The organism is Streptomyces sp. CY-1, from assembly GCF_047218265.1.
In the GTDB taxonomy this organism is placed as follows: domain Bacteria; phylum Actinomycetota; class Actinomycetes; order Streptomycetales; family Streptomycetaceae; genus Streptomyces; species Streptomyces niphimycinicus.
Genome location: NZ_CP178393.1, coordinates 11,176,113 through 11,195,764, shown reverse-complemented (window position 1 = coordinate 11,195,764; position 19,652 = coordinate 11,176,113). Strand labels below are relative to the sequence as shown.

The window sequence follows — 19,652 nt, the reverse complement described above, 5'->3', positions numbered from 1 at the left end:
TCCCGGTTGCCAAGCACCCAGCGGCGCAGAGGGAACGCATGGCTGCCACCTTTTATACACTTGGCGTATGAATGTTGAGCTCCGGGATCTGCGCTGGTTCCTGGTCCTCGCCGAAGAGGAACACTTCTCTCGCGCCGCGGCCAGGTGCCGGGTCACCCAGCCCACGCTGACCCGTTCGCTCGCCCGGCTGGAAGCGGCGCTGGGCGTTCGCCTGGTCGACCGCACCACCCGGAGTGTGAGCCTGACCGAAGCCGGACACCGCCTCCATGCCGAAATGGGCTCACTGCTCCCGCAGGTGGACTCCGCCCTGCGCTCGCTGAGCTCCCAGCGGACACTGCGCCTGGGCTTCACCTGGCTGCTGCCCAGCGGCCTGGCGCGGCACCTCATCACCGAATTCGAGCAGGCGACCGGGGGAAGAGTCGAACTCGTACGCAGGGACGAGCGCACGGCCGGCGTCGTCACCGGACACACCGACGCCGCGGTCCTCCACGGCGCACCCCCGTCCGGCGATCGCCTGCGCATCGTCGAGCTCGGCGCCGAGGACCGCGTGGCGGCCGTCGGCCTCCGCCACCCGCTCGCTCGCCGCAGGCGTCTGCACTGGGCGGAACTCGCCGACCACGCCCTCGTGGTCAACAAGCTCAGCGGCACCGTCGGCCCCGCCATGTGGCCGGCCGGGGCACGGCCCGAGGTGGCCGTCACCTGCCGCACGTACGACGAATGGATCGAGATGGTCGCGGCCGACCGGGGCGTCGGAGTCCTCCCGGAATCCGCGCGCACCCACCCACACCCCGACGTCCGCTACATCGCCATCGCCGACGCGCCGCCCGTACCCCTGGTCCTCGTCCGCCCCACCCGCGTTCCCCACCCCCTCACCGACCATCTGGAGCGCATCGCCCTCGCCGCCGCCGAACGCCCCGGCCGGCCCTGAGGGGACTTGGGCCGAGCCCACCAGGAGCCGGTCCGGATCAGGCCGCTTCCGCGAACACCGGTACGGGGCGGATCGTCACCCGCACCGGTGATCCGGGAGAGAGGCGGGCGGCTTCCGCCTTCGGGATCTGGGCGAGCATCAGGTCCTGGTCCGGGAGCTGGATCCGCACCCGGCACGGCGATCCGAGGAAACTCGCGGAGAGGACCCGCCCGATCGGTGCGCCCCCATCCTTCCCTTCATCCCCATGGTCGGATCGCTTCTGCTGCTCGGTCTCACGGGGAACCTTCCTCGTTCCCCCCGCGATCGGCGGTCTCGGCATCCACATCGCCATGCTCATCGGAGCGACGATCACCGCCTTGGGCCTGGTCGTGAGCGTCATATGGGCCCCGGAGACCAAGGACCGCCCGCGCTCCGGGACCTCCGCGCCAGACGGCTCGCTGCCCCGCGACCAGCCCACACCGGTGACCCAGCCGTTCTGACCTGCCTGAGCCGTGCCCGACCACGCACGGGCACGGGATGGGGCCGGTCGGCCGCGCTCAGGGGACCTGGGGCCCATCCCGCCGCCCCGTCCCCGTCGAGAGGGTGGAAGCGCGTCCCAGAAGGAGGTCCGCACCATGCCCGGTACTGTCACCGTCGGCCTGGACGGTTCACCCGAGAGCCTCGCCGCGGCGGACTGGGCGGCCCGCGAGGCCCAGCGCCGCGGGCTGCCGCTGAGCCTCGTCCACGCGCTGGACTGGCACTCGTTCACCTACGCGCCGCTCACCGGAGTCGAGTCGCTGGCCCGATGGGCCGAGCGCCTGCCGAGCGATACCGCGGCGCGGCTGCGACGCGACCACCCGGGGTTACGGATCGTCCATGAGCAGGTCGCCCGTGAACCGGTGCCGTCGCTGCTGGCGGCCGCCGAGAACGCCGAGTTGCTGGTGCTCGGTTCACGGAGGTTGGGCAGGGTCACCGGGATTCTGGTCGGCTCCGTCGCGCTGTCGGTCGTGGCCCGCGCCGAGCTCCCCGTCGTCCTGGTACGGACCGGCGGGGCCGAGCGGGGCGACCACCGGGCCGGACCGGCCGCCACCGCCTCTCCGGCCCTCGCACGCCGCGATGTCGTATTGGGGCTCGACCTCCGGCGGCCGGCCGCTCCGGTGCTGGAGTTCGCGTTCGACGCCGCCGCCCGCCGGGCGGCGACACTGCGCGTCATCCACGGATGGAGCCCGCCCCCCGCCTCCGGCCGCCCGGTCCCCTCAGCCACCGGAGCTTCGGCTCAGGTCGCGAGCGAGCCGGCTGACGTACTCCGCCCGTGGCGGGCGAGGTTCCCCGGCGTCGAGGTGAGCGAGCACGCCGTGGTCGGCAGCTCCGCGGGGCACTTGGCGGACGCGTCGGCCCACGCCGCCCTGGTGGTCGTCGGCCGCTTCACCCAGGGCCCGCGGCCCGGCCCGCGCCTCGGGCCGGTCACCCACTCCGTACTGCACCACTCCTCCGCGCCGGTGGCAGTGATCGCGCACGGCTGACCCCCGTCGAGAGGCAGCCGCGCAGCCGACGCCTTTCCCGGCCGTCCTTCGCAGGGAGACCGTCCATGTACAGAGCGATGCCGCGTACCGTCCTCGCCTCCGCCCCACTGACACCGGCTCCGAGCACACCGCGGACGCGGGGGCGGCTCATTTGGGGCGCCGGGGAGCACCCCGCCTGCATCCATCCGCCCGACGACCGTCGGGTGATGAATCTCCCCGGCGCGGGACAACCGCTGCCCACCCCCTCACGCACGGAGGTACATGTGATGTTCCGCCCCGTCGTCGTCGGACTCGACGGCTCCCCCGAGAGTTTCACCGCGGCCAACTGGGCGGCCCACGAGGCCCAGCGCCGCCAACTGCCACTGAGCCTGGTGCACGCCTGGCTCCGGCGGACCGGCGAGCTGCCCGCCCCGGACAGCGAGGACACCGTGAGGCACTGGGCGCGGCGCATCCTGCGCGACGCCGAGAAGGAACTGAGCGGCCGCTATCCGGATCTTCCACTCACCGCCGAGCACGTGCCCACCACGGCCGTCACAGCGCTGCTGGAGCGGGCGGAGGGCGCCGAGATGCTGGTGCTCGGCTCGCGTGGGCTCAGCGCCCTCACCGGCTTCCTGCTCGGCTCCGTCGGCCAGCAGGTCCTCGCCCGGGCGACGTGCCCGGTGGTGATGGTGCGGGCGAACGAACGGTCCGCCGCCGAGCGGCCGGGCGACGAGGTCGTCGTCGCGCTCCAGAACCTCAAGGAGGCCCCCGCGCCGCTGCTGGACTTCGCCTTCGCCGCGGCGTCCGCGCGCGGGGCGACGTTGCGGGCCGTGCACGTCTGCAAGCTGCCGTCGTCCGACTACGGGTACGGCCTCGGCGCGGCACCCGTCGGCTATCTGAACGGTGATCTGGAGGGCCGGGTGAACCGGAACCTGGAAAGGGCCCTGGAACCGTGGCGGGAGAAGTACCCGCGGGTGACGGTGGAACGCACGATCGATCTCGCGTTCGTGGCCGGGGCCGTGCTGCGGGCCACCGCCGAGGCCGGGCTGCTGGTGGTCGGCCGTCGAACACACCGTTCCGTCCCGGGTACCCACATCGGCCCGGTCACGCACGCGGTGCTCCACCACTCCACCGTTCCGGTGGCCGTCGTACCGCACGACTGAAAGCCGGCTCCCCGCGCCGACCGGGCCTTCGGCCTCGCTCTCGCTCTCGCTCTCGGTGGGCCGGGTACACCACCCCGCCCACCGGGACCGATCGGCCCTGGGCCCCGCCCCGCCGCCGGGGAGATCCAAAACCGCTGTCAACGGCACAAGGAGCGATCGAACATGACTCTCAGGACCACCGATGAGGACGCGGCCGTGACGGTACGCGCCGAGGACGGCGTCGATGAGGAGACGCTCGGCTACGCGCGGGCCAAGGTCGACGCGGTCCTGGCCCGGCCGGGGCTGCCCGTGGTCACCGGCGAGGTGAGGATCGCCAAGGCGGCGGCCCCGCACATCGAGCGCCCCTGGTCGGCCACGGCCAACCTCCGGGTGGGTCGAGCCGTCGTGGTCGTCCACGCGCGGGAAGCCACCGGCCGGGAGGTCGCCGACCGGTTGCAGGACCGGATGCGCCGCCAGGGGAACCAGGCCGTGCACAGCGGGCGCGCGGCCCGCGGGCCGGTGGCGCCGCCGTGGCGCGGAGGACGTGCGGCGGGCTGAGGACCTCGTTTGCGAGAGCCCGGCCGGTACGGCTCGGATGGATCCGGCCGGTGGACCGCACCGGCCCGGTTCCGGGACCGTGACGAGGGCCCGCTCCGGGCCCTCGTCACGTCCACGCGCTCGGTCTCATCGACGGTCCCGGACCTCTACGGCCGGATCGACCCCGTCGGCGCCTTGCCACGGCGCACGGCGTGTCCCCGGGCCGTGTCGGCGATGGCGAGGACGAGGAACAGGCTGACGACGCCCGCCGCGGTCAACGCCGCCGCAGCCGTGCGGCCCGGGTTCGCCTGTCCCGTCCACAGGACCGCGACAGCCACCGCGGTCGCCACGATGAGTCCGGGCAGCAGCCACACCAGGAAAGCGCGGCGCCGCGAGGAGGCGGACCGGTCCGGGGGCCCATAGCCCCAGGCCGCCCAATGTCTTTCGGTCTCCCGGAGTTCACGTGCTCGGTGGACGCGGGACCGGGCGGCCAGCGCCGTGGCCGTGGCCGCGCCCGTCGCGGCCACGGCGCCGATGACGCTCCAGGGCACCGGGGTGAGAAGCAGCGGCGCGAGAAGCGCGACCGTACCCCAGCCGGTGAGGCATCCGGCCGCCGCGATCCGCCGGGACAGCGGTCGGTCGTCTCGGGCCCGTATGTCCGCCACCGCGGGCAGGGACCAGACGCACCCGCCGACGCAGGACACCGCGGCAGCCAGCGCGAGGACGGCATGGGACATGGCACTCTCCTCCATCGGACATCTGGACATCGGCAAGGGCGTCGGACCGTGGCGGTCCGCTCACCGCCGCGCCGCCTCGAGCTCGTGGATCTCCGGATGGTGCAGATCGAAGGCCGGGGATTCACTGCGTATCCGGGGCAGCCGCGTGAAGTTGTGCCGTGGTGGAGGGCACGAGGTGGCCCACTCCAGGGAGCGTCCGTATCCCCACGGATCGTCAACCTCGACCTTCTTGCCGTACCTGGCGGTCTTCCAGATGTTGTAGAAGAACGGCAGGACCGAAAGACCGAGCAGGAACGAACCGATGGACGACAGCGTGTTGAGAGCGGTGAAGCCATCGGCCGCCAGGTAATCGGCATACCGGCGGGGCATTCCCTCGGCCCCCAGCCAGTGCTGCACAAGGAAGGTGAGGTGAAATCCGACGGTGAGGGTCCAGAAGGTGATCTTTCCAAGTCGTTCGTCGAGCATCTTTCCGGTGAACTTCGGCCACCAGAAGTGGAATCCGGCGAACATCGCATAGACGACGGTGCCGAACAGCGTGTAGTGGAAGTGCGCGACGACGAAGTAGGAGTCCGATACATGGAAGTCCATCGGCGGCGACGCCAGGATCACACCGGTCAGACCGCCGAAGGTGAAAGTGATCAGGAAGCCGGTGACCCAGAGCATAGGCGTCTCGAAGGACAGTGACCCCTTCCACATCGTCCCGATCCAGTTGAAGAACTTGATGCCGGTGGGAACCGCGATGAGGAACGTCATGAACGAGAAGAACGGCAGCAGCACACCACCGGTGACATACATATGGTGGGCCCACACCGTGACCGAGAGACCGGCGATCGAGATCGTCGCGGCGATCAGCGAGACATAACCGAACATCGGCTTGCGCGAGAACACCGGGACGACCTCGGAGACGATGCCGAAGAACGGCAGCGCGAGGACGTAGACCTCGGGATGTCCGAAGAACCAGAACAGATGCTGCCACAACAAGGCGCCACCATTGGCCGGGTCGAAGATATGCGATCCGAACTTGCGGTCGCACTCCAGCGCGAGGAGCGCCGCGGCCAGCACCGGGAAGACAAGCAGAATCAACACCGAGGTCAGCAGCACGTTCCAGGTGAAGATGGACATCCGGAACATCGTCATGCCCGGAGCGCGCATGCAGGTGATGGTGGTGATGAAGTTGACCGCGCCCAAGATGGAGCCGAAGCCGGAGAGCGTAACGCCCATGATCCACATGTCGGAGCCGACACCGGGTGAATGGATGGCGTCCGACAGGGGCGCATACAGAAACCAGCCGAAGTCGGCGGCTCCCTGCGGGGTGAGGAATCCAGCCGCGGCGATCAGCGAGCCGAACAGGAACAGCCAGTAGGAGAGCATGTTCAGACGAGGAAAGGCCACGTCCGGGGCCCCGATATGAAGCGGCATAATCCAGTTGGCGAACCCGGTGAACAGAGGCATCGCGAAGAGCAGCAGCATGACCGAGCCATGCATCGTGAATGCCTGGTTGTACTGCTCGTTGGACATGATCTGGGTTCCCGGGCGCGCCAATTCGGCCCGCATGACCAGCGCCATCAGGCCGCCGACGAGGAAGAAGGCGAAAGCCGAGACCAGGTACAGCGTCCCGATCCTTTTGTGATCGGTGGTCGTCAGCCATTCCACCAGCGGATGCCTGCGCGGCGGCGGGGAGTCCGCTCCGGGAGCAGTTCCCCTCAGGTGGTTCCCCTTGGTACTCATTCCGTCCACCGAGCCGCGCCCTCCGCTTCTTTGATCAGTGCTGAGACAGCCGGAAGGGCAACACGCGAAATCGCCGCTCCTCCCGGATCACAACATGATCATCGGTTGGGCCAGTGGCCGCACAGGGCCGAAGAGTCCAGTGGCAGGGTCGAAGGTCCCTGATTGCCGACGGTTCGGTCGGAGCGGCCCGAATCCAGCGGAGGGTGCTCCGACCATCGTGCGGCTTCGGTCAGTAGAGATCTGACCATGCCGTTCGCCGACCATCAGCATCGCTGCGCCGACCGCGCCGAGAATCAGAGCTCATAGCAGTCGAGCAGATCGACCGCGTTCAGCGTGCCGGCACCGCGCCCGATCCGTAGACCGACGCGGAGACGGCAGCCGACCCGGAGGTGCGGCCCGGCGCCGTCCGGATGACGCGCAGCAGTGCGGCGGCGCCCTCCGCGATGGTTCCGTCGTTACGGATCTCCGCGTCCACCGCGTAGTCGCGGGCGGGGTCGGGGCGGCGGAGCCGTCGGGCGATGTCGTCCGCGTCCTCCCGGCCCCTGGTCCGCAGTCGGCTCGCCCGGACGGCTTCGGAGACCGTGACGCGGACGACGACAAGGTGCTCGTAGCGTGCCGCCAGTTCGCCGAGCACGGCTCGGGACACGTTCACGACGACGGAGCGTCCGCCCCTGATGTCGTCGTCGATCTCGACCGGGATCCCGTACCGCAGGCCGTGTGCGTTCCACTCGATCGCGAAGTGGCCCGCCTCGGAGGCGATCCGGAATTCTCGCGCGGACCTGGGGAGGTGGTTTTCACCCGGTCCGGGTGCACGCGTGATGTGCCGCCGCGGCAGGGAAACGTCCGGACCCGCATGGCGTCGGCTCTCCGCGATGAGCGCGTCCTTGCCGACGCCGCTCGCACCGGCGACCGCGACGAACACGCCCGGGCCGATTTTCTGCGTGGTCATGCGACGCGCACCCCCTGCCGGTACACGGTGCGGACGATCGGCACGCTCAGCCCCGCCGGGTGCTCCGGGGTGCCGGGCAGCGCGTGCGTGCGGACACGGACCAGATCACCGCGCTTGCCGACGGTGATGTCGCCCCGGTCGTCCAGACCGACGGCCTTGGCGGGGTTGGAGCTGATCAGCTTGACGGCGTCCTCAAGACGGATCGTCCCGTCCGCGACGAGTTGGAAGGCGGCCTGCACGGGGCTGGAGGGCACGTAGTCGGACGAGAGGACGTGGAGCAGTCCTCGTTCGAGCAGCGCCGACGCGGCGACATTCCCGGACTGGCTGCCGCCGCGCACGATGTTCGGCGCGCCCATGACGACTGACAGGCCGTGGGCGACGGCGGACTCGGCAGCCACGATCGTGGTGGGGAACTCGGCGATGCGCGCTCCGAGTCGGACGGACTCCGCCACGTGCTCGGTCGTCGCGTCGTCGTGCGCCGCGAGGGCGATGCCGCGCCGGCGCGCCGCCTCGGCGACGGCGTGGCGGTTCCGGTCGGCGTGGAGGCTCGCGTTGTGCAGGAGTTCGACGGCGTAGGCGTCGATGTTGCTCTCGGACACGAGTCCCTTGCCGATGTAGTACTTCTTGAACTCGGCGAGGTCATGGAACTGGCGCTGGCCGGGGGTGTGGTCCATCAGCGACGCCAGTCGCACGAGCGGGTGGTCCGCGAACTCCTCGAACCGGTCCAGGCAGTCCTCGGCGGACACCTCGCATCGGAGGTGGATCGCATGGTCGGCCCGGAACGCTCCGGCCGCCGCCGCGGTGGTGATCGCGTCCATCAGCAGCCGGGCCGAGCGGGTCACCGTCTCGCGGTTGCTCGGCTCCGATCCGAGCCGGACCGCGTCGAGAACGGTGGTGGCACCGGCGGCCGTCATCTGAGCGTCGTGCGCGAGCACTGCGGGCATCGCCTCCCAGTGCACGCCGGGCCGGGGACGGAGGTGGTACTCGACGTGGTCGGTGTGCAATTCGACGATGCCGGGCAGCAGGTAGTCGCCGTCGAGGTCCTCGCCCGCCGCCACGATGCCCGTGCCGATGTCGGCGATACGGCCGTCCCGGACGGCCACCGAGCCGAGGATGACCTCATCGCCGAGCACCACGCGGGCATTGGTCAGAACGAGTTCGTCGTGGGTCATCGGGAGCCCTCCAGCGGGTGGAGTGAGTGGATGCGGAACGGGGCGCCGGGTTCGTTTTCCACGAAGAGGGCGAGCGCGCCGAGGGTGACGTCGCGGTCGAGGCAGTCGCGGAACCAGTGCCGCAGTGTCTGTCCGACCTGGTCCTGCCGGTCGTCCGGCACGCGGTCGGTGAGGGTGAGGTGGAACCGGAACTCGTCGAGCACGTAGGGGTATCCGAGTTCGGTGAGCAGGGTGCGCTGGCGTTCCGTGAGCGTGTGTGGTTTTCGCCGCGCGAGCTCCTCGGGTGTCGCCGGTGCCCGGAAGTGATCCAGTTCGGTCACGACGGACGCGGCGAGCGCGTTCAGGGCCGGGGCGTCCTCGCCGGGGGTGAGCGCGTAGAACCGGCTGATGCGGCTGATCGTGAGCCGTGGAATCGTGACCCGCGCGGTCGATGCGGCCAGTCGTGCGGTGGCGGTGGCGACGTCGGCGACGGTGTGTCCGGGGGCGAGGCGGAAGGGTGGTTTGAGGGTGCCGTGGAAGCCGTACCGGCGCGCGTCGTGAGTGATCCGGTCGACGGCCGGGCGTGTCCACCCTTCCGGCACGCCCTGGGGGGTGGCGCGGCCGGTGACGCTTCGCCCGAGCCAGGATTCCGCGCGCTCGCGCAGAAGCATCCCTGTGGCGTCGGTGTTTCCCATGCCTGGTGCGGCGTAGATCGCGTACCGGTGACTCACGCCGCCACCTTGCTCATCGGGGTGAAGTCCTCGACCGGCACGACGCGGTCCGCGACGGTCTCGCGGACCTCCGCGTCGTGGAAGATGCCGAGCATCGCGGTGCCCGCTTCGAGCTTCTCGGCGATCAGCTCCACGACCACGCGGCGGTTGCGGGCGTCGAGGGAGGCGGTGGGCTCGTCCAGGAGCAGCATCGGCAGGTCGGCGATGAAGCCGTGCGCGATGTTGACCCGCTGCTGCTCGCCACCGGAGAACGTCGCCGGCGGAAGCCCCCACAGGCGGTCCGGAATACCGAGGCGGGACAGCAGCTCGGCGGCGCGCTCGCCCGCCTCCGTGGCGTCGGCGCCCCGCGCGACGAGCGGTTCTGCGACGACTTCGAGGGCTGACACACGGGGCACACAGCGCAGGAACTGGCTGACGTATCCCATCGCGTGGCGACGGGCGGCGAGGATCTCTCTGGGGTTCGCGGTCGCGATGTCGACGTCGATGTTCCCGGCGCGAAGGAGCACACTGCCGCGATCGACGGCGTAGTTGCCGTACACCATCTTCAGGATCGAGCTTTTGCCGGCGCCCGACGCGCCGCCGAGGACGACGCACTCCCCGGAGCTCACGTCGAAGTCGAGCCCGCGCAGCACGGCGAGTCGCTGCCCGCCCTGCAGATGCATGGTGAAGGTCTTGTCCAGGCCGGAGACGGCGAGGGTCGGCTGGTCGGTGGTCACGGGTCACCCTTGCAGGATTGAGGAGACGAGCAGCTGTGTGTACGGGGCCTGCGGATCGTCCAGCACCCGGTCGGTCAGGCCGGACTCGATGACCCGGCCGTCCTTCATGACCAGAGTTCGATGAGAGATCAGGCGGGCGACGGCGAGGTCGTGCGTGACGATGATGACGGCCAGTTCCAGATCGCTGACGAGCGAACGGATGAGGTCGAGCAGGCGTGCCTGCACGGAAACGTCCAGGCCGCTGGTCGGCTCGTCCATGAACACAAGGCGCGGCGAGACGACGAGGTTCCTGGCGATCTGCAGCCGCTGCCGCATACCACCGGAGAACGCGGCAGGGGTGTCGTCGACCCGGTCCCGGGGGATCTCGACGCGTTCGAGCCAGTCAGTCGCTTCCGCGCGGATGCGCCCGTAGTGGCGCCATCCGTTGGCCATCAGCGGCTCACCGACGTTGCCGCCGGCGCTGACCCGCATGCGGAGCCCGTCCGCCGCGTTCTGGTGCACGAAGCCCCACTCGCTGCGCCAGAGCCGGCGCACCGCGCTTTCGCTGAGCTCCGCGAGGTTCGCGACGTCACCGTCGTCAAGCCGGTATCGGATGCTGCCCTCGCTGGTGTCCAGGCGCTGCGAGAGGGTGCCGAGCAAGGTGGACTTGCCGGACCCGGATTCGCCGACGACCGCGAGCACCTCGCCCGGCCACAGGTCGAAGTCGACGCCGCGACAGCCGAACCGGTCGCCGTATCGATGGCTGACGTTTCGCACTTCCAGGAGCGGACGCTCGTCGCTCATGTGGCGGCCTCTTCGTTGTCGGCGCGAGCGGCCGTCCGCTCGCAATGGTCGCTGTCCGAGCAGGCGTACATGGCGCCGCCGGCGTTGTCGGTGATGATCTGGTCCAGATACACGCCGGTGGACCCGCAGATCGCGCACGGCTGGTCGAAGTTCTGCGGTTCGAACGGATAGTCCTCGAACCCGAGGCTTTCGACGTCGGTGTGCGGCGGGATGGCGTAGATGCGCTTCTCACGGCCGGCGCCGAAGATGTGCAGCGCCTGGCTCTGGTGGAGCTTGGAGTTGTCGAAGCTCGGCGTCGGCGACGGCGCCATCAGGTACCGATCGTTCACCAGCACCGGGTAGTCGTATGTCTTGGCGATGTGAGAAGTCGACCTTGGTGCTGCGCGCTTCGGCTTGTCGGGCGTCGTCGTGGGACGCCTGGCCACGCTCCAGCGGCGCGACGACGTCGTTGAGCACCTGTGCGCGCAGCTTCTCGTCCGCCAACAGACCGTCGAACGCCGCCGCGAACCAGGCGTGCTCGAAGTCGGTCCCGAGCACGTACGCACTGCCGACGGTGGCCGCCGCGAGCGGGCCGCCGTGAAAGCCGTACTGTGGCGCGGGTCACCGTCGCCTCACCGAGGTTGAACCGGTCCCCGCCGGCGCCCACCCGGCCGCGGACCATGACCAGCCCCGCTTCGGGGCCGCGGATCCCCTCGATCTCGGGGGGCGCTTCCCAGGCGCCCCAGGCGTCGGCGAGCTGACGGGCCGACGCCCGCGCAAGGGTCCGCATCCACCGCCTTCGCGCCGCGTGGGTCGCAGTCGGAGTCGTCACTCGAACCTCCAAATTTGTCCAGCTCTTTGGATGAATCGACCGTAACGAGGCTCCGGCAGATTCATCTAGTTAGCTGGATGACTATCGGATGGATGCGAGATGAACTCGCGATCGGGTTGTCCGCGGGGTCATGGGCAGGCGGGTACTGTTCGGTCACCATGCCTCATGCGACACGTTCCGCCACCGGTTACTCGACGTGGCGCCTCATCGCCGACCAACTCCGCAGCGAGATCGTCGACGGCTCGTTCCCGCCCGAAGTGAAACTGCCGACCGAGGGTGAGCTCGCCGACCGATTCGGCGTGCACCGCAACACCGTGCGGCAGTCCGTCGCGGCTCTCGCCGCCGAGGGCCTGGTGGCGACGCGCCAGGGCAGCGGCACGTTCGTCGTCCCGCACCCACTCCTGGTGCACCGGATCAGCCTGCGCACGCGCCTCAGCGAGAGCGGCCGGCCGGGCGCGACGTCACACCGGCCGATCGCCGCGGAGATCGTGGCAAGCCCACCGCACGAAGTAGCCACCCGGCTGCGGCTCGACGGACGGCCCGCGCTGCGGGTCGAGACGGTCGCCGACGTGAACGGGAGCACGGTCGCGCGGTCGACCGCCTGGTTTGACGTCGCCCTGACGCCGGACCTCGACATCCACCTGCGGCAGACCCGATCCATCACCAAGGCGCTTCGCGCGGTCGGCATCGACGACTACGTCCGCACCTGGAGCGCGGTCAGTTCCCGCATCGCGAACGGGACCGAAACCGAGGACATGAACCTTCCGGCGGGATCGATCGTCCTTGTCGTGCGGTCCGTCAACACGCTTGTCGACCGCACGCCGCTGCAGTACACGAACACGCGCTTCCGGGCCGATCGCGTTGAGCTCGACATCGATTTCGACGCGTTCAAGGACGTCGGCGGACACTGACGAAAGGGTTGAATTTACTTCCGCTGTTCAGTCACGAATGGAAGATGGTTCACCGAAGGGTCCTACGGTCGCGGCCATGTCCAAGAAAATGAACCTCCGCGTGCTCACCCTCAACATCTGGCTGGATCCGCGGGACCGTGAGAAGCGGGACTCCCTTCTGCTCGAGGGGCTGCGCACCTTCGACGCCGACATCGTGTTCCTTCAGGAGGTGGTGCGCACCTCGGAGCGTGACGCGTTCAAGCTCGTGTCCGGCAACTCGCCCCTCCACTGGCACCACGCCTCCGACTACACCCAGGCGGGCTGGCCCGCGTGGGGCACCGCCGTCGGCACCCGCTGGGCACCGAAGAGCATCGACGTGCACCGGCTCCCGGCTGAGGACGGACCGTATGTGTGGGAGGCCGTTCTGCCTCTCCCGATCGGTGTGGACATGCTCTTCCTCGGCGCCCGGCCGAGCTTCAAGTTCACCCGCGAGGCGGCCCGCGTCGAGCAGGCGTTGTTCATCACCGAACTCGAGGAGAAGCGACGCCAGGCGGCGCCGACGATCCTCGCCGGCGACTTCGACGCGGCTCCCGACCAGGACTGCATCCGCTTCTACACCGGCAAGTCCGCGATCAACGGCCGCAGCGCGGCGTTCCGCGACAGCTGGGCGATCGCCGGGGACGGCACTCCCGGGTACACCTGGACGACCGACAGCCCATGGGTGGCACGCAGCGTCGTCGACGCCCAGGGCATCGTCCCGAACCACTGGGTCCAGGAGCCGCACCATCGCCGCATCGACTACGTGTTCGCCGGCTCGACGGAGAACCACCTCGAGGTGGAGAGCGTGATCAACAGCAGCAAGGTGGTGTTCAACGAGTACCCGACCGCCAGCGACCACTACGGCGTGCTCACCGAGTTCGAGTTCAACGCGCTGGACAAGCCCACCGCGTGGGCGTAGGCGTCAAGCGCCGACCGCGGCGCGGTTCCCCGTGTCCCCGGGGGCCGCGCCGTTTCGCCCACGGTCCCGACGCACGGCGCACGAAAAACCCGCTCCCGCTGCCCGGCACCGGCCGGGCAGCGGGAGCGGGCGGTCAGATCCGGTGCGTCTCTTCGGCGCGCGCGGACAGCGCCGCGCCGCGCAGGGTGCGTTCGGCGTTCTCCGCGGTCACCGCGGAGTAGAGCGCGTCCAGGACCGCGAGATGGACGAACCGGCTCATCATCGCCTCGATCTGGAACCGGGTCTCGCCGGAACCCGCGACGAGGGCCACCGACGAGGCCGCGACCAGCGGTGAGCGGTAGAAGCTCGTCACCGCGACGACCGTCGCGCCGACATCACGGGCCGCTTCCGCCGCGGCCACCGTCTCGCGCGTTCTGCCGGTGTGGCTGATCGCCAGGCATACGTCGCCCCCGGTGAGCATCGACGCGCAGATGTGCTGCGAGATCGGGTCCGCGGGATTCTCGATCGGCAGGCCGGCGCTGCGGAACCGCAGGGCGGTGTCCATCGCCAACGGCGCGGACGGGCCGGCCGAGACCAGCACGATCCGCCGCGCGGCGTCGAGCGCGTGGACCGCGCGCTCGAACTCCTTCGGGTCGATGCTCGATTCCGCCGCCGCGATCGACCGGGACGTCGACTGGAACACCGACGCGATGATCGCGCTCGGTGTTCCGTCCTGCGCGACGTCGTGATCACCTGCGCCGACCGGCGCCTCCGCCGCGAGCTGCAGCTTGAACTCGTGGAACCCCTTGAGCCCGAGGTCCTTGCAGAACCGCACCACGCTGCCCACGGAGCTTCGCGACACCGTGGCGAGGTCGGTGACCGTCATGCGGACGACTCCCGCGGGATTGGTGAGAACGACGTTCGCGACGGCTGTCTGGGTGGGTGACATCGATGGGGAGAGCGCCCGTATCCGTGCGATGAGCGTGCCGCGATCGTGGCTCGTGTGCGGCGCCGATGTCAGGTCAGCGGACATGGTCACATCCAAGCACTGTCGGCACTGGACGCGCCATCGCCGCAATCGGTTCGGTTCGATTCACGGCTTCGCATCGGTCTGTTCCAGCGTGCGGGTCCCGGTTGGCCGGCCGCGTCCGGACCGGGTGCCGCGTTCGGTGCGAGCCAGGGGTTCGCGGACACCAGGGTCGGGTGTACGGGTGTTCCCCCCGGAAGAGGACCTGCTCGGTGGGACCGGCCTCGACGATGCGCCCCCGTTCCATCACCACGATGGTGTCGGAGAGATGGGAGATCACCGCCAGGTCGTGCGAAACGACGACGAGGCCGAGCGGACGCCGCGTGGTCAGCGTGAGCGGAGCGAGCGGCATCGCGCTGATGTCGGAGGACGACACCGGGCTGACCAACGGAACGATGATGAACGCGTATGCGAAGGAACTTCCGTCGATCCCGCTGACCGGGCGCCGCACTGGAGGAGACGGTCTTCAGCCGGTCGGACAGCGCCTTCAGCCCCGGCATGTCCGGCGTCGTCGGCAGGGTCCCCCAGAAGTTGGCGTTGTTGCCCGATGTCGGGTCGCCGTAGATGTAGCCACCGAGGTAGGTCCGGGTGTTTTCGTAGTAGCCGATCCAGCGGGTGAACAGACCCCAGTCGCCCTGTTTGAGACGGTCGCCGACCTGGGTGAAAGTCGTGTTCTCGATCTCGAGCCGGATGCCGATGGCCTTGAGCTGCTGCTGCACGACCTGTGCGACGAGCGGCACCTGCCACGCGGAGTCGGTGACGGTGACGAGCGGGACGGAGCACCCGTTCTCACACTTGGTGCCCTTGAGCTTCTCCTTCGCCGCGATGATGTCCCGCTTGGTGGCCTTGGCGTTCGGCGAGTCGTTGTCCTGATTCCACGGGATGCCGTAGAGCGGCCGTCCGACGCGCTCGCCGCCGAGCGCCGAGGCGGCGATCTGCTGACGGTTGACGGCGAGCGAGATCGCCTGGCGGACGCGCTTGTCACCGGCGACGGGGTCGGTGATGACAAAGTTGACCTTCTTTACCTTGCGCGGTGCGGTGTCGTAGTAGTTGGGGTTCGCCGAGAGGGTGAACTTGCCGTTGGTCGTGTCGAGGGTGTCGAGCTTGAACCGGCCGGCCGAGACCGGGTGTTTCCAGAAGCTGTCGCCCTTCGCGATGCCCGACGCCGGAAGGATGATCATCTCCGGCGTCGACAGGGCGGCCGGCTCCAGGCGTCCCACAGGTCGGTCGGCTCCGGCGCCAGGCACCCCTTGCCCACCGCGCCGGGGCTCAGCAGGTTCACCACCGTCACGGTCTTGCCGCCCTCACCGATGGTCAGGACCCCCTTCCCGCGCGTCTCCCGCACGTTCAGAGGGCGGACGACCTGCGGGTACGCGAACGACTCCGCGACCTCGGGACCGTCCCACGAGTGGTTCCCGCCGGTGATGACATCGGCACCACCCGCGATGAGGGCATCCAGCTCCTTCCGGGTGGTCCCGAATCCGTTCTGCGGCAACGGGCCGGTGACGGCCGCGTTCTCCGCGTTCACCACGATCCAGTCGAGCTCGTACTCGGCACGCAGTTCCGGCAGGCGGGCACCGAGCCACGCGGCCGCTTCGGGGCCGACAACATCTCCCACGGTCATTACACGCATCTGTTCCATGAGGCGACCGTAGAGCTCTGGTGGAAAACAGTTCACTCCAGTTGATGAACGAAGGATGAATCATCCACTGGCTTCAATCTGGAACTTCCTTCACCGACTCATGCCGCCGTCGAGCGGATGACAAGAGCGACCATCAGGACGACCACCCCACTCGTCGTCGAGCAGTGCCGCACGGCATTGGCAACGTGGTCACCGTAGCGATCCGCGTCCGGCCAGCGCATCGAACCAGCGCGCCACCTGCGGTGCCGACACCACGAAGGACCCGAAGTGGTCCACCTCGCCCTGGTTCACGACGGGAGCGGGTGCCTGGTGAGCGGCGAGCTGGAGCGCGCAACTGCGCGCGTTCCCGATCGGCACGTCGGTGTCGGCCGCCCCCGCGTACAGCCGCACCGGGGCGTCCGGCTTCCAGTCGCAGGTGTGATCGGCCGAGCGCATGGCGTCCAGCAGCGGGCCGGCCGGGTGCTGCAGCCGGTCGTAGAAGGCGGGCGTGAGCAACTGCTTGACCGAGGGGGCGAGGCCCTTGATCACGTCCTCCTCGTCGTGCCTTCCGTCGAAGAGCGACTCCACGCGGCTCGCGTACGGCGCCCGGAAGACCTCGCCGGGGTCCTTGTAGAAGTGATGCAGCCGGTTCTGGGCGACCAGCCAGTACGAGATGTAGAAGACGCCGCTGATGTCGTTGATCCGACCGTCGAACAGGGCCGGGACCTCCTGGCCCTCCAGGTCGTACGGCCCGCTCACCGGGGCCAGCGCCTTCAGCCGGAAGTGCTGGTCCGCGCCCCCGTCCAGCGCCCGGCCGAGCGCCATCGCGACCTGGCCGCCCTGCGAGAAGCCGGTCGCGTAGACGTCACCGGTGAGCGGACGGCCGAGCCGGTCCGCGACCGCGCGGGCGGCGCGCAGCATGTCGACGGAGGCGGTGACGGCGGAGCGGGTGTCCATGTACGGGTGCGGGCCCGGCCCCTCACCGAGCCCCAGATAGTCGGGCGCGGCCACCGCACGCCCGGCCGAGGCGTTCAGATACGACGGCACACGGCCGAAGTCCTCGCTCGCGGAGGGCGCGTAGGTGCGCTTGACCATGGTGCCATGCGTGTCCGAGACGAGGTCGAGCTGCTGGGTTCCGCCCTTGGGAAGGGTGAGGAGCCCGGTCGCGGTCGTGGGTTGCCCATATGGGTCCACGGTCCGGTACGTCAGCCGGTACGCCCGTACGCCGTACCGCACCGGATCGGTCGCGATGTCCCTCTCGGCCAGGAATTCCCTGACCTGCCCCGCGTCACGGTCGGCGACCGGGGCGACGGAGACGACGGTGCCCCGGTGGGCGGTGTCGCGCTCCGCCGCCGTGGCGACCGGCGCGACGGCCAATCCGGCGAGGAGCATGGCCGCCGCTGCGGAGAGCCGCTTCCGCATCGGCCAACTTGTCTGTTCGTCTGGGGTTTTGCACCTCTCATCACTCATGTCGGAGACGTTACGGACTCACTGTTCGCATCGACATCCGAGACGCCCCCGTGTCCATGGTGCACTCAAGGCCACCATGGACAAGAGCCCGTCCCGGGCAAGCCCGGCGGCGTCTCGCGCCCCCGGCGCACCGACCGCGAGCCGGGTGACGGCCGGGATCAGTACAGTCCGGTCGTGTCGTGCCGGTAGGTGTTGTCCAGGATGTCGTCGAGGAAGTCCCCGAAGCCCGTCTCCAACTGGAGACCGGTCCGCGGATCGTAGGTGAAGAGGCCGGGGCAGACACTGTTGTCGAGGCTGCTGTCGACGAAGAGCGCGTAGGAGAAGCGATCCGGCTTCGCCCCGTCGTGGCACGTCTGGCGCACCACCCGGTGAGCGACCGCGGCCACCGGCGTGGTGGTCGATCGGGTCAGAATCTCCATCGCACAGCCGAAGTTGACGATGAAGGTGCCCGGTATCGGGTCGATCGCGTACCAGTCACCGTCCCGGTCCACCTCGAGCCCGGCCTCGGTGGAGCGCAGGACCGTCACCCAGCCCGAGTCCTTGTGGATGTTCAGGCCGCGGGCGGCCACTTCCGGCCGGAAGTGGTTGAAGGTGAGGGTGTGGGTGCCCTGCGGGGTGAGGCTGTGCCCGGTGGCCTCGTGCCAGAGTTCACACGGTAGGTCGAGACGGGCGAGCACCGCGCGCTGGATGTCCAGCGCGAAGTCGCGCATGGCCTCGGCCTGTCGCGCCAGCGCGACCGGGTAGACCCTGTTCCACCAGGTGCTCGTCAGGAAGAACTGTTCGGTCTGGTCGGCGTCGCGGCAGAAGTAGCCCTGGCGCGGGCCCAGTTGTTCCGATGTCCACCCGCGGTAGCCCCGGTAGGGGTCCGTATGCCCTCTCGGGGCGGGGAGGTAGAAGCCGCGGGCGAACCGGTCTCCGGCGGACAGATCCAGGCCGGCGGGCCGCTTCACGTAGAAGAAGCCGTCCTCCAGCGCACGTCGCAATCCGTCCTCGGCGGTGAAGACGAGGCCGCCGTGTCGCAGTTCAGCCAGCTGCCAGCCCTGTCGTGAGGCGGTCCGCGCCTGTTCCCACGCCGTGTTCATACGCGGGAGTGGAACTCGTAGCCGAGCTTGCCCGCCTTCTCCACCGAGAACGCGCGGAAGTCCTGGAACCTCCGCAGCCTCCCTTCCGTGTCGTACTGGTAGAGGAACATGTCGTACCGCGGTCCCATGTAGATCGTGAACGAGGACCGGTCCGGGGTGTCGGCGTCGGAGGGAAGTTCGGGCACGCGGTGGTAGACGGCGGTCACGGGTCGCGGCAGCTTCCTGGTCAGGACGCGGAAGGCGTCGCCGAGGTTGACGGTGAAGTGCCCCGCCCGTTCGCGGACGGGCGTCCAACGGCCCTCGTGCAGGATCTCGTAGCCGGGCTGATCCGTGCAGATCGTGGTGATGAACCCGCTGTCGGAGTGCTCGACGATCCCGGCGCGGTCGCTCAGGCCCGTGCGGTAGTGATTGACCGTGGTGTAGCACAGGCCGGTGTCCTGACGGGCGCCACCGGTGACGAGCTCCCGGTCCTCCTCGGGTATCCCCGCCGCGTCGAAGACTCCGTAGAGGGTGTCCAGAGTCAGCTCCCGCATCCTCCGGAGCACGGCCGTCACCTCGTCGGGCAGATACCGCCGCCACAGGAAGCTCTCCAGTTGCAACTGCTCCACCTGGTCGGGCCGGTCCTCGTAGCCCAGCTTGGACTCGGGGTGACCGTGTTCGCGGTGGCCGCGATGGCGGTCGCCGGGTTCGCCGGTGGCGGGCTGGTAGAAGGTGCGGCAGAAGGCCAGGCCCGCGCTCACGTCGAGGTCCTCGGGAACGGCCAGGTTGAACGCGCCGAGGCGGAGGGCCTGGTCCGCGTCGCCCGGCGAGGCGAACCGCAGTCTGCCCGCTTCCACTGTCGCCGCGGGGAGGGTGAGGTGGGTTTCTTCCTCAACGACATCCGTCGTCATGCTGGGACTCTCCCATCGTGGTTTGGTCACTACCGTGGTGG

General features: G+C 69.5%; 22 protein-coding genes and 2 pseudogenes. 7 read left to right on the top strand and 17 right to left on the bottom strand.

Translation table 11 applies throughout. From position 1 onward, the window contains the following. Positions 1–67: 67 nt before the first annotated feature. Positions 68–928: a LysR family transcriptional regulator gene (locus tag ACK1X7_RS47035; protein WP_078646833.1), complete on the top strand. Its 861-nt coding sequence runs from the start codon at positions 68–70 to the stop codon at positions 926–928. 37 nt (positions 929–965) lie between these two features. On the opposite strand, the gene ACK1X7_RS47030 is transcribed toward ACK1X7_RS47035, so the two are convergent. Beyond that, complete coding sequence (locus tag ACK1X7_RS47030) at positions 966–1,247, bottom strand: TOBE domain-containing protein (RefSeq protein WP_413116964.1); 282 nt, start codon at positions 1,245–1,247, stop codon at positions 966–968. 10 nt (positions 1,248–1,257) lie between these two features. Here ACK1X7_RS47030 and ACK1X7_RS47025 point away from each other — a divergent pair, with 10 nt between their 5' ends. The 4 genes from ACK1X7_RS47025 to ACK1X7_RS47010 all read left to right on the top strand — a co-directional run bounded on the left by ACK1X7_RS47025 (position 1,258) and on the right by ACK1X7_RS47010 (position 4,109). Continuing rightward, positions 1,258–1,407, top strand: a complete 150-nt coding sequence (locus tag ACK1X7_RS47025; RefSeq protein ID WP_413116764.1) for a hypothetical protein — start codon at positions 1,258–1,260, stop codon at positions 1,405–1,407. A gap of 135 nt (positions 1,408–1,542) precedes the next feature. Next, positions 1,543–2,430 carry a universal stress protein gene (locus tag ACK1X7_RS47020; protein ID WP_385153180.1) on the top strand — a complete coding sequence of 296 codons (888 nt, stop codon included), beginning with the start codon at positions 1,543–1,545 and terminating at the stop codon, positions 2,428–2,430. A gap of 266 nt (positions 2,431–2,696) precedes the next feature. Beyond that, a complete protein-coding gene (locus ACK1X7_RS47015) occupies positions 2,697–3,572 on the top strand; it encodes a universal stress protein (RefSeq protein ID WP_385153183.1) in 876 nt (291 codons plus the stop codon). 162 nt (positions 3,573–3,734) lie between these two features. Next, entirely contained in the window at positions 3,735–4,109 is a 375-nt protein-coding gene (locus ACK1X7_RS47010) for a hypothetical protein (RefSeq protein WP_413116763.1), read from the top strand. Between the two features lie 146 nt (positions 4,110–4,255). Here ACK1X7_RS47010 and ACK1X7_RS47005 read toward each other — a convergent pair whose 3' ends face one another. The 10 genes and pseudogenes from ACK1X7_RS47005 to ACK1X7_RS46960 all read right to left on the bottom strand — a co-directional run. Next, a complete protein-coding gene (locus ACK1X7_RS47005; protein ID WP_390792403.1) occupies positions 4,256–4,825 on the bottom strand; it encodes a hypothetical protein in 570 nt (189 codons plus the stop codon). Between the two features lie 60 nt (positions 4,826–4,885). Then, complete coding sequence (ctaD, locus tag ACK1X7_RS47000) at positions 4,886–6,553, bottom strand: cytochrome c oxidase subunit I (RefSeq protein ID WP_413116762.1); 1,668 nt, start codon at positions 6,551–6,553, stop codon at positions 4,886–4,888. Between the two features lie 328 nt (positions 6,554–6,881). Beyond that, the gene (gene phnN / locus ACK1X7_RS46995; RefSeq protein WP_413116761.1) at positions 6,882–7,502 is read right to left on the bottom strand and encodes a phosphonate metabolism protein/1,5-bisphosphokinase (PRPP-forming) PhnN; all 621 of its coding nucleotides are present in this window, start codon (positions 7,500–7,502) and stop codon (positions 6,882–6,884) included. Then, a complete protein-coding gene (locus ACK1X7_RS46990; RefSeq protein ID WP_390792400.1) occupies positions 7,499–8,674 on the bottom strand; it encodes an alpha-D-ribose 1-methylphosphonate 5-triphosphate diphosphatase in 1,176 nt (391 codons plus the stop codon). The genes phnN and ACK1X7_RS46990 overlap by 4 nt, the downstream gene beginning before the upstream one ends. Further along, positions 8,671–9,384, bottom strand: coding sequence for a DUF1045 domain-containing protein (locus ACK1X7_RS46985; RefSeq protein ID WP_390792399.1), 714 nt, complete (start codon positions 9,382–9,384; stop codon positions 8,671–8,673). The genes ACK1X7_RS46990 and ACK1X7_RS46985 overlap by 4 nt, the downstream gene beginning before the upstream one ends. Continuing rightward, positions 9,381–10,100: a phosphonate C-P lyase system protein PhnL gene (gene phnL, locus ACK1X7_RS46980; RefSeq protein ID WP_385156112.1), complete on the bottom strand. Its 720-nt coding sequence runs from the start codon at positions 10,098–10,100 to the stop codon at positions 9,381–9,383. The genes ACK1X7_RS46985 and phnL overlap by 4 nt, the downstream gene beginning before the upstream one ends. A 3-nt stretch (positions 10,101–10,103) precedes the next feature. After that, positions 10,104–10,883 carry a phosphonate C-P lyase system protein PhnK gene (phnK, locus tag ACK1X7_RS46975; RefSeq protein WP_398158775.1) on the bottom strand — a complete coding sequence of 260 codons (780 nt, stop codon included), beginning with the start codon at positions 10,881–10,883 and terminating at the stop codon, positions 10,104–10,106. Next, the gene (locus tag ACK1X7_RS46970; RefSeq protein WP_413116760.1) at positions 10,880–11,308 is read right to left on the bottom strand and encodes an alpha-D-ribose 1-methylphosphonate 5-phosphate C-P-lyase PhnJ; all 429 of its coding nucleotides are present in this window, start codon (positions 11,306–11,308) and stop codon (positions 10,880–10,882) included. Before ACK1X7_RS46970 ends, phnK begins: the two co-directional genes overlap by 4 nt. Further along, a pseudogene (locus ACK1X7_RS46965) lies at positions 11,304–11,420 on the bottom strand (hypothetical protein); the annotation flags it as partial. The pseudogene ACK1X7_RS46965 and the gene ACK1X7_RS46970, both read right to left, overlap by 5 nt. A 55-nt stretch (positions 11,421–11,475) precedes the next feature. Continuing rightward, a pseudogene (locus ACK1X7_RS46960) lies at positions 11,476–11,694 on the bottom strand (phosphonate C-P lyase system protein PhnG); the annotation flags it as partial. A 92-nt stretch (positions 11,695–11,786) separates the two neighbouring features. Between ACK1X7_RS46960 and phnF the strand changes: the two are divergent. Together phnF and ACK1X7_RS46950 are read left to right on the top strand one after the other, a co-directional pair. Further along, complete coding sequence (gene phnF / locus ACK1X7_RS46955; protein ID WP_390792395.1) at positions 11,787–12,605, top strand: phosphonate metabolism transcriptional regulator PhnF; 819 nt, start codon at positions 11,787–11,789, stop codon at positions 12,603–12,605. 76 nt (positions 12,606–12,681) lie between these two features. Next, positions 12,682–13,542: an endonuclease/exonuclease/phosphatase family protein gene (locus tag ACK1X7_RS46950; RefSeq protein ID WP_390792394.1), complete on the top strand. Its 861-nt coding sequence runs from the start codon at positions 12,682–12,684 to the stop codon at positions 13,540–13,542. Between the two features lie 133 nt (positions 13,543–13,675). Here ACK1X7_RS46950 and ACK1X7_RS46945 read toward each other — a convergent pair whose 3' ends face one another. The 6 genes from ACK1X7_RS46945 to ACK1X7_RS46920 form a co-directional block, all read right to left on the bottom strand. Continuing rightward, a complete protein-coding gene (locus tag ACK1X7_RS46945; protein ID WP_413116759.1) occupies positions 13,676–14,554 on the bottom strand; it encodes a MurR/RpiR family transcriptional regulator in 879 nt (292 codons plus the stop codon). A 2-nt stretch (positions 14,555–14,556) separates the two neighbouring features. Beyond that, positions 14,557–15,768: an ABC transporter substrate-binding protein gene (locus tag ACK1X7_RS46940; protein WP_413116758.1), complete on the bottom strand. Its 1,212-nt coding sequence runs from the start codon at positions 15,766–15,768 to the stop codon at positions 14,557–14,559. Beyond that, positions 15,726–16,190, bottom strand: a complete 465-nt coding sequence (locus ACK1X7_RS46935; RefSeq protein WP_398158778.1) for a YmdB family metallophosphoesterase — start codon at positions 16,188–16,190, stop codon at positions 15,726–15,728. The genes ACK1X7_RS46940 and ACK1X7_RS46935 overlap by 43 nt, the downstream gene beginning before the upstream one ends. A 189-nt stretch (positions 16,191–16,379) precedes the next feature. Beyond that, on the bottom strand, positions 16,380–17,591 hold the full coding sequence (locus tag ACK1X7_RS46930; RefSeq protein WP_385148482.1) for an alpha/beta hydrolase: 1,212 nt from the start codon (positions 17,589–17,591) through the stop codon (positions 16,380–16,382). 206 nt (positions 17,592–17,797) lie between these two features. Further along, positions 17,798–18,721, bottom strand: a complete 924-nt coding sequence (locus ACK1X7_RS46925) for a 2OG-Fe(II) oxygenase family protein (protein ID WP_078646814.1) — start codon at positions 18,719–18,721, stop codon at positions 17,798–17,800. Beyond that, a complete protein-coding gene (locus ACK1X7_RS46920) occupies positions 18,718–19,611 on the bottom strand; it encodes a 2OG-Fe(II) oxygenase family protein (RefSeq protein WP_398158781.1) in 894 nt (297 codons plus the stop codon). The genes ACK1X7_RS46925 and ACK1X7_RS46920 overlap by 4 nt, the downstream gene beginning before the upstream one ends. Positions 19,612–19,652 lie beyond the last annotated feature (41 nt).